The 13590-nt window shown below is 57.0% G+C and carries 12 protein-coding genes; 6 read left to right on the top strand and 6 right to left on the bottom strand.

What is annotated here, in order from left to right; all coding sequences use genetic code 11:
* The 6 genes from ENN40_03570 to ENN40_03545 form a co-directional block, all read right to left on the bottom strand.
* A partial coding sequence (locus ENN40_03570; protein HDP94422.1) for a methylmalonyl-CoA mutase occupies positions 1-953 on the bottom strand: 953 nt, incomplete at its 3' end.
* Entirely contained in the window at positions 950-3100 is a 2151-nt protein-coding gene (locus ENN40_03565) for a methylmalonyl-CoA mutase (protein ID HDP94421.1), read from the bottom strand. The genes ENN40_03565 and ENN40_03570, both read right to left, overlap by 4 nt.
* Before the next feature lie 67 nt (positions 3101-3167).
* Positions 3168-5072 carry an asparagine synthase (glutamine-hydrolyzing) gene (asnB, locus tag ENN40_03560; protein ID HDP94420.1) on the bottom strand — a complete coding sequence of 635 codons (1905 nt, stop codon included), beginning with the start codon at positions 5070-5072 and terminating at the stop codon, positions 3168-3170.
* Positions 5073-5077: 5 nt separating this feature from the next.
* Positions 5078-6814 carry a hypothetical protein gene (locus ENN40_03555; GenBank protein ID HDP94419.1) on the bottom strand — a complete coding sequence of 579 codons (1737 nt, stop codon included), beginning with the start codon at positions 6812-6814 and terminating at the stop codon, positions 5078-5080.
* Positions 6815-6872: 58 nt separating this feature from the next.
* Complete coding sequence (locus tag ENN40_03550) at positions 6873-7211, bottom strand: anti-sigma factor antagonist (GenBank protein ID HDP94418.1); 339 nt, start codon at positions 7209-7211, stop codon at positions 6873-6875.
* A 119-nt stretch (positions 7212-7330) separates the two neighbouring features.
* A complete protein-coding gene (locus ENN40_03545) occupies positions 7331-8359 on the bottom strand; it encodes a hypothetical protein (protein ID HDP94417.1) in 1029 nt (342 codons plus the stop codon).
* A gap of 151 nt (positions 8360-8510) precedes the next feature.
* Between ENN40_03545 and ENN40_03540 the strand changes: the two genes are divergently transcribed.
* The 6 genes from ENN40_03540 (at position 8511) to eno (ending at position 13576) form a co-directional block, all read left to right on the top strand.
* The gene (locus tag ENN40_03540) at positions 8511-9500 is read left to right on the top strand and encodes a hypothetical protein (protein HDP94416.1); all 990 of its coding nucleotides are present in this window, start codon (positions 8511-8513) and stop codon (positions 9498-9500) included.
* Entirely contained in the window at positions 9497-10597 is a 1101-nt protein-coding gene (locus tag ENN40_03535) for a GHMP kinase (protein HDP94415.1), read from the top strand. The genes ENN40_03540 and ENN40_03535 overlap by 4 nt, the downstream gene beginning before the upstream one ends.
* Positions 10594-11472, top strand: coding sequence for a hypothetical protein (locus ENN40_03530; GenBank protein ID HDP94414.1), 879 nt, complete (start codon positions 10594-10596; stop codon positions 11470-11472). Before ENN40_03535 ends, ENN40_03530 begins: the two co-directional genes overlap by 4 nt.
* Positions 11473-11548: 76 nt before the next feature.
* Positions 11549-11920, top strand: coding sequence for a hypothetical protein (locus ENN40_03525; protein HDP94413.1), 372 nt, complete (start codon positions 11549-11551; stop codon positions 11918-11920).
* Positions 11917-12258 (top strand): YtxH domain-containing protein, encoded by a 342-nt coding sequence (locus ENN40_03520; protein HDP94412.1) that lies wholly within the window; start codon positions 11917-11919, stop codon positions 12256-12258. Before ENN40_03525 ends, ENN40_03520 begins: the two co-directional genes overlap by 4 nt.
* A gap of 31 nt (positions 12259-12289) precedes the next feature.
* Positions 12290-13576 carry a phosphopyruvate hydratase gene (gene eno, locus ENN40_03515; GenBank protein ID HDP94411.1) on the top strand — a complete coding sequence of 429 codons (1287 nt, stop codon included), beginning with the start codon at positions 12290-12292 and terminating at the stop codon, positions 13574-13576.
* The last annotated feature ends 14 nt before the right edge of the window (positions 13577-13590 follow it).

The following is a 13590-nucleotide window of genomic DNA, read 5'->3' as shown; positions in this document are numbered from 1 at the left end:
GAAAAGCTGTGAATCATACGCGCCCAGATCAGTCGGGCCGCCCTCATCTTGGCCACTTCCATGAAGTGGTTCATGCCCTGGGCCCAGAAAAAAGAGAGACGGGGCGCGAAACGGTCCACGTCCATGCCCGCGGCGATGCCGGTGCGCACGTACTCAAGACCATCGGCCAGGGTGTAGGCCATCTCCAGGTCCGCCGTGGCCCCGGCTTCCTGCATGTGGTAGCCGGAAATGCTGATGCTGTTGAATCTGGGCATGCGCTCGGAAGCATAGCGGAAAATATCGGCGATAATGCGCATCGACATGGCCGGGGGGTAGATGTAGGTGTTGCGCACCATGTATTCCTTGAGGATGTCGTTCTGGATGGTTCCGGTCAATTGCTCCGGGGTTACGCCCTGTTCTTCGGCGGCAACGATAAAGAAAGCCATGATCGGCAGAACAGCACCGTTCATGGTCATGGACACGGACATCTGGTCCAGGGGGATGCGGTCAAAAAGGATTTTCATGTCCTCAACCGAGTCCACGGCCACTCCGGCTTTACCCACGTCGCCTTCCACGCGGGGATGGTCGGAGTCGTAACCGCGGTGGGTGGCCAGGTCGAAAGCCACGGACAATCCCTTCTGGCCCGCGGCCAGGTTGCGGCGGTAAAAAGCATTGCTTTCTTCCGCCGTGGAAAAACCGGCATATTGGCGCACGGTCCAGGGCCGCTGCACGTACATGGAGGCGTATGGGCCGCGCAGAAAGGGCGGCATGCCCGCCTGGTATCCTTCATGTTCCCAGGCGGAACGATCGGATTCCGTATAGAGGGGCTTGCAGTTGATCTGTTCATTGGTCAGCCAGGCAAAGTCTTGCGGGGACTTTCCCGTTTCCTTCACGAAGACTTCATGCCATTGTTCTTCATTACCGGGAATGGGGTCAAACGCATAATCCATGCGGGTAAAATCGGGTCGTTTCATGATTCAGCCACTCCTATGCGTTGTTGAATGCGGGACAGCACGTCGATGGCGTTGGCGCGTAAGTGGATGAATTCATCCACGCCGGCTTCTTTCAACGCATTTACGCTCTCTTCCGGGTATCCGGCCAGAACCACCACTGCTGAATTTTTCATTTCCCGCAGGGCCCGGATCAGTGGCGGAACCAGCTCGGGATAGCAGTCATCGTTTGAGCAGACCACCACTACCGGGGACTTGGATCCGGCCGCGGCCTCGGCCGCTGTTTGCGGGGAATCAAATCCGTCGGAAGATTCAACCGCAAAACCGGCGGCTTCAAAAAAGCCCCTTGAGAATTCGGCCCGGGCCTTGTGCTGGGCCGGGGAACCCAGGTTGGCCAGAAACACCATGGGGCGATTCCCGGTTTGTTGCAGGTAGGATTCACTCCGGTCCCGCAGTTTTTCGAACGGCGCGGCCGCACGGCACGCAAAGAGTTTTTCCGCCGCCGGCATTGTTTCCTGCCGCTGACGCAGGGCGGACAATATCTCGAACGGCGCCGCCCCGGCGCCCAGTGTCTCCGCTCCCCAAAAGACCCATTGCGAATCTTCCAGACTCGGGGCTTTATCCAGCAGATCGCGCAAAGCCGCCGGGTTTCGCAGGGACTGCAGGGTTTTCATGCGGGCGCTAGCCGCCTGCATTTGAGACAAGTCCGGGGTTTCAACGATTGCCGGCTCTCCCTGGATGTCGGCGTAATGGCTGGTGCCCACGATCACCGTGCGTCGCGTCGCGATTTTGAGCGCCCGCTGCGAATGCACGGCCAGAACCCGCTCCTGCGGGAATCCCGCGGCTATGGCGCGGGTCATGCCGCCCCGGGACTCCACTTCGCGGAACAGGTTCCAGGCCTTTGCGGCCAATTCATGGGTCAGGGTTTCTAGGGCATACGCGCCGCCGGCGGGATCAATCAGGTGGCGGAAATGGCTTTCCGCGTCGAGGATAATCTGGGTGTTTCGGGCCAGGCGGCGGGAGAGGTCGTTGGGAACGCGGAATGACTCGTCGAATGGGGATGTATGGATGCTGTCCGCGCCCCCGACAACCGCGGCGAATGTGGCGGTCGCGGCACGCAGGATGTTGACGTGGGCGTCGTATCTTGACTGGTAGTAGCGGGAAGTGCGTGCGTGAATGCGAATGCGCCTGGCCGCGTGATCGCCGGCAAATGCTCTAACGACGCGGCTCCACAGGATCCTGGCCGCGCGCAATTTGGCGATCTCCATGAGGAAATGGGTGCCGACACCGAATCCGAACCGGAAACGGGGAGCCGCCTGATCAACGGGAATGCCCCGCTGCACGAGATCCGCGAGGTATTCCACGGCCGTGGAGAGAACAAAGCCCAACTCCGTGACGGCGTCCGCTCCGGCTTCGTGGTATATCAGCCCGTTTGCGCATACGACCTGGAGCTGCGGGGCCTGGTCCGTGGCCCAGCGCACCAGGGCCGCGGTCTCGCGACCGGCCTGATCCGTGTTCAGCGGCAGGGCGCCGTTGCGCACCCATTCGCCCAGGGGGTCCTGCTGGATACTGCCCCGGATTTTCGCCAGGTCGCGGTTTTCCCGGCGGGCCAGGTCCTGCAGAAGCATGGCAACCGCCATTCCGGATGAACCGGCGAGGAAATGCAACGGGCAGGCGGACCAATCCACTTCATGGATCAACGCTTCCAGATCCCCGGTCCCGGTCAGGTAGAGGCCGTCGCCGCCGTCTTCTTCAGCATCCGCGCCGCGGCGGAAAGCGGGTGACAAGGCGAAGGTAACCGCTGTCTGCCCGCGTTTCAAGGCGTTTCGCAGGGCTTTGCCGGCCTCTTGCGGGTCCGTGTCCACGGTTTCCTGGGCAGTCTCCCATCCGCATTCGATGTTCCCGGCCGCGGTGCCGCCGCGGGAACGGGTCTGTAGACCGGGGAATTCTCTCAAGTGGGGCAGGGACACCACGTCTTCACGCAGGTAAAGCGGCTGAATGTCAATGCCTTCCGGGGTTTTAGAGACCAGTTTTTTTTCAAAAGGCGCCCCTTTGAGTCCGGCTTCCGCGGCGTTTTTCCAATCCCCGTAGGTGTGGAGGGGGAATATCCGTTTCAGGTCCAAATTCTTTCCCAATTCCACCCGTGCGGTTGCGGTTTCTTTTTCAGACATTACCCATCACTCCTGTAATTGCGGAAAATGGTTGAATGCCTGATTATACTCGAGACAGCCGCTGAACTCAACCGCGGCAGGGGGAAGTAAGCCAGAGTTCGCGCCACAGGTTGAATTGAATCAAAGCCCACAGGCGATGGGAATGATTCTGTTTTCCGCTAAGATGTTCGTTGACCATGCGTTGCACGGCTTGAGGTTGAAACAATCCGGAATCCTTTATGCGTGCTTCAGAAAGGGTGTCTTGCATTAAGTCCCGCAGGTCCGTGCGCAGCCAGTTTTTGATGGGAATGGAAAACCCTTCTTTGCGGCGATGGATAACCGACCGGGGCAGGATCCCTTCCATGGATTGCTTGAAAAACCACTTGGTAACCGAGCCCCGCACCTTCCATTCCGGCGGCAGGGAAAAAGCCAGTTCCACCAGGCGATGGTCCAATAAGGGAACCCTGGCTTCCAGGGAGTTGGCCATGCTCATGCGGTCGACTTTGACCAGGATGTTGTCCGTAAGGTAGGTCTTGAGGTCGAGGTAGAGGTCCTGGTTAATGCCGGAAAAGCGGCTTGCCTGACGGAAATGGGCGGCAAACGGCTCGCGTCGCGTCAGGGGTTCAAGAAAATGGGGTTGAAGAAATTCCGGCGCGTACAAGCCGGCCTTGGACCGGGGGGACAAGAAGAGCATCCAGCGGAAATGACGTTGATCCCAGGGGTTTTCCAAGCCTTCACTGAAACGTTTGATGCGGTTGATCATGCCCTTTTTCCTGGTGGAAGGCGGGAAGAGATGGGTCAGGCCGGCCAGAACCCCGTGAAAAGGCCGCATGGGAAGTGGATCGAGGAAGCGGGCCATGCGCTGGGCGATGTAATGTTCGTACCCGCCGAAGATTTCATCGCCGCCGTCGCCGGAAAGAACAACCGTGACGCGTTCCCGGGCCGTGCGGCTGACAAGGTAGGTGGGAAAGTTGGAAAAATCCCCCAGCGGTTCATCCATAAAATCAGCCAGGCGCAAAACGAGTTCATTGATATCCGGAGACAGGTTTCGCGTGTAATGGCGCGTATCGAACGTTTCCGCGACTTTCCGGGACCAGGGAAGTTCGGAATAAGATTTTTCTTCGAAGCCAATGGAAAAAGTTTGGACCGGTTCCTGTGTGTGGCGGCTCATCATGGCCACGATGGCGCTGGAGTCGATGCCCCCGGAAAGAAACGCTCCCAGCGGGACATCCGAGATCAGCCGGCATCGCACCGCATCTTCCAGCAGGGCGATAAACCTGTCTCTTTCATCCGTGAATCGCGGCCGGCCGTTATCCGTGGTGGCGACATCCCAATAACGCTGAATGCGGATGCAACCGTTTTCCCATACCAGGATATGTCCGGCGGGCAGTTTGCGGATGTCTCTGAATATGGAAAGAGGCGCGGGAACATATTCCAGGGACAAAAAGTAGTCCAGGGCTTCGTGATCCAGGCGCCGGGGCATGCCGGGGTATTCCAGGATCGATTTGATTTCGGAACCGAAAATCAGGTTGCCGCCGGCCGTGTCATGGTAGTAATAGAGGGGTTTGATGCCCAGCCGGTCCCGGGCCAGTACCAGGCGGTGCTTGCGGGCATCGTGGATGCCGATGGCGAACATGCCGACCAGTTGATCGACAAAATCGAATCCCCGTTGTTCGTAGAGATTGACGAGCACTTCCGTATCCGTGCCGGTGCGGAAGCGCACGCCCGCAGACTCCATTTCCCGCCGCAGCTGGGGAAAGTTGTACACTTCTCCGTTGTAAGTAATCCAGCATTGCCCGGAAGCGGATGACAACGGCTGGTGACCGGTTTTGAGGTCGATAATGCTCAGGCGGCGGGCCGCCAGACCCACTTCACCCGTGTAGTGGAAGCCGTCGTCGTCCGGGCCGCGATGGACAATGCGGTCGTTCATGCGCCGCAGATCGGACTGATCGGCTTTGCGTTGCGGTTGCACAAATCCACAGATTCCGCACATGGGGTTTACTGCTCGAAGCCGATGTGGACCTGGATACCCAGGTTGCGGCGGTCCTCTTTGTAGGGGTCAGCAAAAAAGGGGCAGTACTCCTTGAGGCTGCGAATGCGGAAATAGTAAATCTGGCGTTTTTTCATGGCCAAACCGCTGATGTGGTGACGCCGACAATCCACGTTGACCATGACTTCCTGGTTGGGTTGCAGGCGAAACTCGCGGCGTAGGTGTTCCAGCTGCAGTACCACGCGGTTTTCCACGGGAATGTTTTTTAACTTGATGCGGAAATTGCGTACGGGGCCGGGCATGACCGCGAACATCTCCGCCGGACTGGTGCCGTTGGTCCAGAAACTGTTTGCTTCCAGCGGCCAGTTGTTGTCGTTGAGAAAATGCATGGTATAGCGTCTTTGCTGGTCATGAACCAGCCGGCCGAAAGCCCGGGGATTCTCGTTTGCCTGCAAGGCCTGGTACTGGGTTTTTTCCGGCGGGAATTGGTTGATGGGGAATGACAAGCCCGCGCTGCGCGAATAGGTCGAGTGATGGACCGCGTCCATGAAAAGCCCGGGTAGAAATATCAGGCCCACCAGGAGGGGGATCCAGGTCAGGCGCATGGGACGATGGCGGTAACCCAGAAAAAAGAAAAAAGGCAATATGCTGAACAGGTAGCGATTGCCCACCGATCCGCTGCCCCCGAAGTAGTTGTCCGGGGTAACCAGCACAAAAAACAGGACCCCGGCGGTAATGGCGCTCAGAATGAACCAGTCCTCGCGGCCCCGTTTCTGAAACAGGAAAAGCAATAAAGCGAAGAGGGCCGGAAAAGTGTAAATGAACATGCCGGTGAACCGTCCGAACACAAAGTAAAAAAGGTTCAAGGCCACGATCTTTGGAGAAAGGTAAAAGCGCTCCCAGTAATTGTCCGCGGTCATTTTAAAGCCGTTTTCAAACCGGTATTCCGGCATTTCAAAGGGATAGTGGCTGTAAAATGTGCGCCGTTCGCCGCCCATGAAGTTGATTCCCCCGGTCTGGGCGTAGAGAAATCCCAGCAGGAGTGAGCAGATTATCACGGTGATCAGGGAAAGGGCCAGGAAGCGTTTCCATTCCCTTTGAAACAGCAGCATTAGGTACAGGATGGCAATGGGCAGGGTTGTGTTGGGCTTGGAGAACACAGCAAAACTGAAACACAATCCGGAAAGGTAGAACCAGCCCTTGCGCTGAAATGGATAGAAAAAACAGAACAGGCCGGCGAACACGACAAAGAAATTAAACAAGTCCGCGGTAACCCACCAGATGTAGACCGGAACCACGCTGGCAAGGATAAACACCAGGCTGAAGCGGAAACTGTCGGACTCGTCGTGGTGTTTTCGCAACAAAAGATAACCCATCCACAGGCACAGCAGGATCATCAGGCCGTTGAAAAGGAGAAGTCCATTCTGGCCGAACAAGCGGAAAAAGGGAGCCGCGGCCAGCGGATAGGCGAATGATTTGGCAAAGTAAAGGCGTCCGTTTTCAGCTTTCTTCAGGAAGAGGCCCAGGGGACCGGTATAGAAATGGCGGCGGATCCGCTGGATGTCCCGGCGGGTGTATTCCAGGTCACCGTCATGAGCCAGGCTCTGAATAATCGAAAAATAGGAAGATTCGTCGGAAAGGAAGCCCCGCCGCTTGGCAAGGCTGGTGGATACGGAAAACGCCAGTACGAAAACCAGGGCGAACAGGAAGAAATTGCGATACTTGGTGTTCAAGGCCGTGGTCACTGGAATGAGAATCCGCCTTCAATGCCGGGCAGGCAAGGTAAACGGAGATGCGGTTGGGTCAGCTGAAACTCTTGATTGCTTCGTCTTCTTCGTTGAATGTTTCGAAAACGGTAATCAACTTGGTAACGGACAGCAAGTCATGTACTTTGTTGGTTAAGTTGACGATCTTTACCACGCCGCCACGGTTCTTAACCGAAGTATAGGAGCGCACGACTTCACCCAGACCGGTTGAATCGAGGTAGGGTACGTCCTTGAAGTTGAACAGGATCTTGGTTTCCGCGTCATTCACGGCCTGGTTGATCGATTCGCGCAATTCATCCACGCCTTCACCGGCGAGTATTTTTCCCTTGATGTCGAAAACGGCAACATCACCGACTTTCCTCTTTTCAATTCTCATTGAATTTCTCCTTTTCACCTTGGCGGTTGCGCCGGAAGCAATATAGCATATGCCGGATTGTTTTTCAATGCGGATCCGGGGGCGGGGCTTTGCCCCCACCCCCGGATGAATGCGATCATCTATTCTGTTTCGTCGGGGTCCGGCGTGGTCATGGCATCGGCTTTTTCTTTGGCTTTCTCCTGGAGCTTGCGGATCAGCTCGTCAGACACATTAAAGGTGAGTTTAACGTGATCAGCTGCAGCAGTCAGGTTGATGTTGCCGACCAGCTCCGCCACCTCGGGTCCGGCCATGGCGCCCATGCCCTTGAAGCCGTTGAGCATGGTGACCATCTGCTTGTTGGTCGCCTCGTCACGGGAGATCATTTTCAGTTCGCCGTTCCATTCGGCTCCGCCGTGATCAACATAACCGAAGAGCATCTCCGCCTTGGAGAGATCCATCTTGAAGGGACCCCCCTCCTGGCCGGCCTGTTTCAGCTTTTCCGGGAAGTCGAACACAAAAGTCATGGCCGTTCCCGGTTTCATCTGCTCGAGATAAGGCATCTTCTCCGTGTTCATGAGAACGCTTTCACCCCGGCCCTGAGCAAGATCAATCACCCTCTTTACCTGGACGGGCTTGCCGGCCGTGGCCATGCTGTCGGAAATGAACGCGAAACTCATCTCTTCGCCTTCTTCGTCTTTGCCCACGAACATCTCCTGGCCACTGTACTCCGTGGACGTCAAATCCTTTGCTTCCGCCTTGATTATGTCAAGGATCTTGGCGCGGTCCATGTCGATCCGGGCCACGATCACGAAATCAGCGTCCATACCGGAAGCCTGGAAGTCACCAAACAGCCCGAATGCCACGCCATGCAAGTCCTTCCGCAGGTCGATTCCGGTTTTGTTTACGAAGTCCTGGTAGTTCTTGAACGCTTTTTCCGTTTCCTCTTTCTCTTCCTTGGCTTCCATTTCTGAAACCGCTTTTTTGAAAAAGTCGAGTTCACGGATTTTCTCAAAATTCATGGTCATAACCCCGGCAGCATCCTGCGGGATCAGGGACAGCAGGTTGACATCACCGCCGCTCGTGGCTTTTTCCTTTCCGCCGCAAGCGGTGAACATAAGCAGCGCTGCAATCAGAACGCCGATAGTCGTGAATACACGAATTCCTTTCATGATTCCTCCTCAAATCCATTGGATTTCCCTTTCAGGGTAAATGCAGAGCCGAAAAAAATCAATAGGTTTGAGATAAAAAGCGGACAAAGATCGTCAAAGTCGTGCATGTGCCGTGGTTGACTTCCCCCTTTACGCCTCTTAAAATGGCGGAATGAAGGGTTCCATCGCTGCTGTTGTCCTGGCGGCGGGCCAATCCCGCCGCATGCGTTCCCGCCGCAGCAAAGTGGTTCACCCCCTGCTGGGGCGCCCGCTCATTCTCTGGCTGTTGGAAAACATGGCCGCTGCCGGCATTCCCGCGGAAAACACGGTTCTGGTCTGCGGGGAAAACCTGGAAGAGGTGCAGGAAGCGGTTTCAGGCCGGCCCGTGCGTTACGCTGTTCAATCACCGCCTATGGGTACCGCCCACGCCCTGCTCAGCGCCGCGGATCAGGTGGCGGATTTTTCCGGAGAACTGCTGGTGACCGTGGGCGACAACCCATGGATTACAGCCGGAGAGATCCGGCGCCTGTGTGAAAGCCATAGCGCGGATCCGGTCCCATGTACGTTCCTGTCGGCCCTTTTTCCCCATACCCCACCACCGTATGGGCGCGTGGTTCGCACTCCGGGGGGGGGTGTGGCGGCGGTGGTGGAAGAACTGGACGCCACTCCGGATCAGTTGAAATTGCGCGAAGTCAATTCCTCGATTTACCTTTTTCACACGCCCACGGTTTGGCCTCTTCTTTCCCGCATTACAAACCGCAATCGCAAAAACGAATACTACCTGACCGATATCATTGAGATACTGCATGATCAAAGTCACCGGGTTCACGCGCTATGTGCGCAGGACTATCGGGTCGCCCTGGGGATCAACAACCGCTGGGATCTGCAGGCGGCGGAACGCGAGTTCAACCTGCGAAAACTGCGGCGCCTGGCTGAAGAAGGCGGGGTAACGGTGATGGATCCCGGAAGCACCACTGTGGAATGTGATGTGTCGATCGGGGAGGATACGGTGTTGTTCCCCTGCACTTATATCGGTGCCGGGACCCGTATCGGCCGGGATTGCCGGATAGGGCCGTTCGCGTATCTGCGCAACGATACCATCCCGGATGGTGGAGTGGTTCCACCCTGCGGCGGCGCGGTCAACGGATCCCGGACTGAATGACCATTACCGCCGAGGCTCCCGGACGAATCTGCCTGTTCGGCGAACACCAGGATTATCTCGGCTTCCCGGTTATCGCAGCCGCAATTGACCGTACCATCGTGATCCAGGGAGATGTGAAGGGCCCGCCAAGGGCGTTGGTCGAACTCCCGGACATCGGTTCCCGGGAGGAGTTCAACCTGCCTCCGGAACATTATAGCCGTTCCAGAGATTACCTGCGCAGTTGTGCCCGGGTATTGGCGCGCCGGGGTCTGCTGGGACCCGCGGGGGTGCACGCCGCGGTGCGGGGAAACATACCCATCCAGGCGGGGGCTTCGTCTTCTTCCGCACTGGTGGTTGCCTGGACCGGCTTCCTGCTGGCTGCGGCAGGGCGGTCCGCCTTTCTCGATGACCCCATGCGGGTGGCGGAACTGGCGTATACCGCCGAAGTAAAGGAATTCGGCGAGAACGGCGGGCGCATGGACCATTACGCTTCCGCTTGTGGAGGCGTAATCTATCTGGAGTGCGAGCCCCGGGTGAATTGTGAATCTTTGCCGGCTTGCATGAAAGAGTTTGTTCTCGGAGATTCCGGGGAACCCAAGGATACGTTAAAGACACTGGCCCGATTGAATCGCGGTCAGAATGAGGGGTTGCGTCAGTTGATGAAAGCGGCGCATATTCGAGACCGCCGGGAACTGACTCCGGATCATGCAGAGGTTTTTCTGAAAGCCGTGGACCGGGAATGGCGGGAATATGCCCAGGCTGCGGTAGAGAACCACTGGATCACCCGCAGGGCAAGGCAGGTGCTGCGTTCATCCCAGCCGGACAACGTTGCTCTGGCCGGCCTCATGATCCGGCTGCAGCAGATCCTGCGAGATAAACTGCGGGTATCCACTCCGCGTTTAAACGCCATGATCGATGCCGCCCTCAAAGCCGGAGCCCTGGCGGCCAAGATCAACGGCTCCGGAGAAGGGGGATGCATGTTCGCCTGGTGTCCCGGAAACCGCGAGGCGGTTATGGAGGCGATTCGCCGGGCCGGTGGAAGGGCAATGGCCATCAACATCGGTCCGGGCCTGAGGGTCAGTGCAGAAAAAGGCGCCAAGACTGGGGAAATACGGTGATCGGGACCATTTGTACCTTGCCGCTCGATTCCTTGAAAATCGATCCCCATCGCCGTTTGAGTCGGCCCTCCAGCATGGAAAACCGGGGAGAGTCGCTGGACAGGCGATTCCCGGGTATGCCGTTGATCATCGTCGACTCAAAGCAAAGAGTGATCTGGGGAGAGTGTCGGCTGGAATTCCTGAAACAACGAAAAGTGGTCACGGCAGAGATCATGCAGGTGGCGCTTTCGCCGTTGGAAAGCCTTTATCTGGGTTTCAACCTGCTCCAGGCGGTCTTTTCCGTCAACCTGTATGAAAAACTGTATTTCGCCTCCCTGGCCCTGGAAGAGGCGAAGCCGGAAGAGATCCGCCGCCGTACCGGGTTGGATATCCCCCTGAATCCGGGCCTGATTGCGCAATTGCCCACCCTGCTGGGCCGGGATTTTGCGATTTTGTTGCGCGAGGGGCGTATCGCGTTGCCGGCGGCCCGCGAGCTGGCCGCCCTCGCGGTGGATTCACGGCGCTCCCTGCTGGGCCTGATGGAAACGGTCCATTTCACCGCATCCCAGGGGTTGCGCCTGGCGGCCATGGTAAGAGAGATCCTGGCACGGGACGGTTGCGAAGTTGACGATGTCTTGCGTCGAGCTGAGGTGCACACGGCCCTTCTCCATCAACGCCCGGCTGAAGCGGTACTCAACCGGTTGCATGCGTTGAGGTTCCCCATGGTCACTGCAGCCGAAAAGGAATGGCGCGAAAGAGTGGAAAGGCTTGAATTACCGAAGGAAATCAGCGTCCGCCATGCGCCCTTTTTTGAGCCCCCGGGCATTCAAGTCAACCTGGACCTGCCGGACCTGGAAGCATTACGCCGCCTGGTTGATGGATTGAAAAACGAGTAACGAAGTATCTTGCGGATATGGTTGATATCCCATAGGTGTTGTTCTATAATGAAATAGGAATTCCGGAGACGTAGAGATGGGAACAGCTACAACGATTGTCGTGTTTATTGTCGCCCTGCTGGTTTCGGTGGGTTTTCTGCTTTTGGTACTGACCTTGGTTCCGGCCATCAACCAGTTGCGTTTGCTCATGGCCGACCTGGCGAAAACCTCTGAAGAAGCGCGGGACCTGACGATAAAATTGCAGGGTGTGGTTGAACGCGTGGATGGAGAGGCAGAGAAAGTGGGCGAGATCATTGAGTCCTCGAAAAAATCGCTTCACGTCATCACCAGGGCACTCAACCTTGTCAACCGGAATGTCCTGCGGAAATCCGCCGGCGTCATGGCCTTCATCCCGGCCATCCGCTTTGGCTGGAACATGGTTCGAAAAACGAAAGGAGGTCGATCATGACTGAGAGAAATGGTTTCACATCTACGATGTTCAGTTTCCTTACGGGTGCCGCGATCGGGGCGGGCCTTGCCTTGCTTTTTGCCCCCCAATCCGGCGAAGAAACCCGCCGCAAACTTCGGGAAACGGGCAACCAGTTGTCTGACGATGCGCGCGAGAGTTACGAGCGCCTTTCCCGTGACGCTCAGAAAGTAGTGGAACAGGTAAAAACCACCTCGGAAAAAACCCTGGCCCAGGTAAAAAGCCTGGTAAACGATGCCAAGAGCAGCGTCAAGGGCGAAATGGAAGCGGAAACGCCGCGTCCCACCAAAACCACTCGCAGCCGCTCTACCAAAAGCTGATCTGGTTTATTGTCGCCGGGAGGAACCGCTTATGCTGATTGACAAAATCAAGGCCAGGGAAATATTGGATTCCCGCGGCAATCCCACGATTGAAGTCGACGTATGCCTCCAATCCGGACTGTTCGCTTCCGCGGCGGTTCCTTCGGGTGCTTCCACCGGTGCGCACGAAGCCCTTGAACTGCGAGACAATGATCCGGAGCGGTTCATGGGCAAGGGTGTCTTGAATGCGGTTGCCAATGTCACCAATGCAATTCAACCGGCGCTGTTGGGCATGTCTGTTCTGCAACAGAAAGAGATCGACCACAGGATGCTGGAACTGGATGGAACCAAAGACAAGTCGCGTTTGGGTGCCAATGCCATGCTTGGGGTGTCCATGGCCGTGGCCAAAGCCGGCGCCGCTTTTGCCGGCCTGCCCCTATACCAGTATCTGGGAGGTATCTGCGCCAGTCGCATGCCTGTTCCTATGCTCAACATCCTCAACGGCGGCGCCCACGCGGACAACAGCGTGGATCTCCAGGAATTTATGATTATGCCCATAGGCGCGCCTTCTTTCCGTGAAGGCCTGCGCATGAGTGCGGAGGTCTTTCAGACATTGAAAAAGGTTTTGAAAGACCGGGGCTTTGGCACTGCAGTGGGGGACGAAGGCGGTTTTGCGCCCAACCTGTCGTCCAATGAAGAGGCTTTGAAATTGATCGTGGAAGCCATTGAGAAAGCCGGATTTCTCCCCGGGAAAGATCTGGCCATAGCTCTCGACCCGGCGGCCTCGGAGTTTTTCCGGGACGGTCATTACGTTTTTCACAAATCAGGTGGCAAACGCCTGACGCCGGAACAGATGGTGGGTTTTTACGTTGACCTGGTGGACCGCTATCCCATCGTGTCTATCGAGGACGGGCTGGCGGAAGATGACTGGCCGGGTTGGGAAGAGATCACCCGGCGCCTGGGGAACCGCATCCAGTTGGTGGGAGATGATCTTTTTGTAACCAGTACCGAGCGCCTGCGCACCGGATTTTCCCGCAATGTAGCCAACTCGATCCTCATCAAGTTGAATCAGATCGGTACGGTAAGCGAAACCATCGAAACCGTCCGCCTGGCACAGCGTCACGGTTATACTACGGTGGTTTCCCACCGTTCCGGTGAAACGGAAGACACCTTTATCGCCGATCTTTCCGTGGCCCTGGAAACGGGTCAGATCAAGACCGGTTCGGTTTGCCGCAGTGAACGCATTGCCAAATACAACCAATTGCTGCGCATTGAAGAGGAATTGGGAGCGGCGGCGCTTTTTCCGGGGGCCGAGACCTTGCCCCAATTTCGTGGCTAAAGAGATCTCTGCCG

This window comes from Candidatus Aminicenantes bacterium, assembly GCA_011049425.1.
Lineage (GTDB): Bacteria > Acidobacteriota > Aminicenantia > UBA2199 > UBA2199 > UBA876.
Note: the sequence above shows the minus strand (reverse complement) of the source record. Positions and strands in the feature narration are given on the sequence as shown.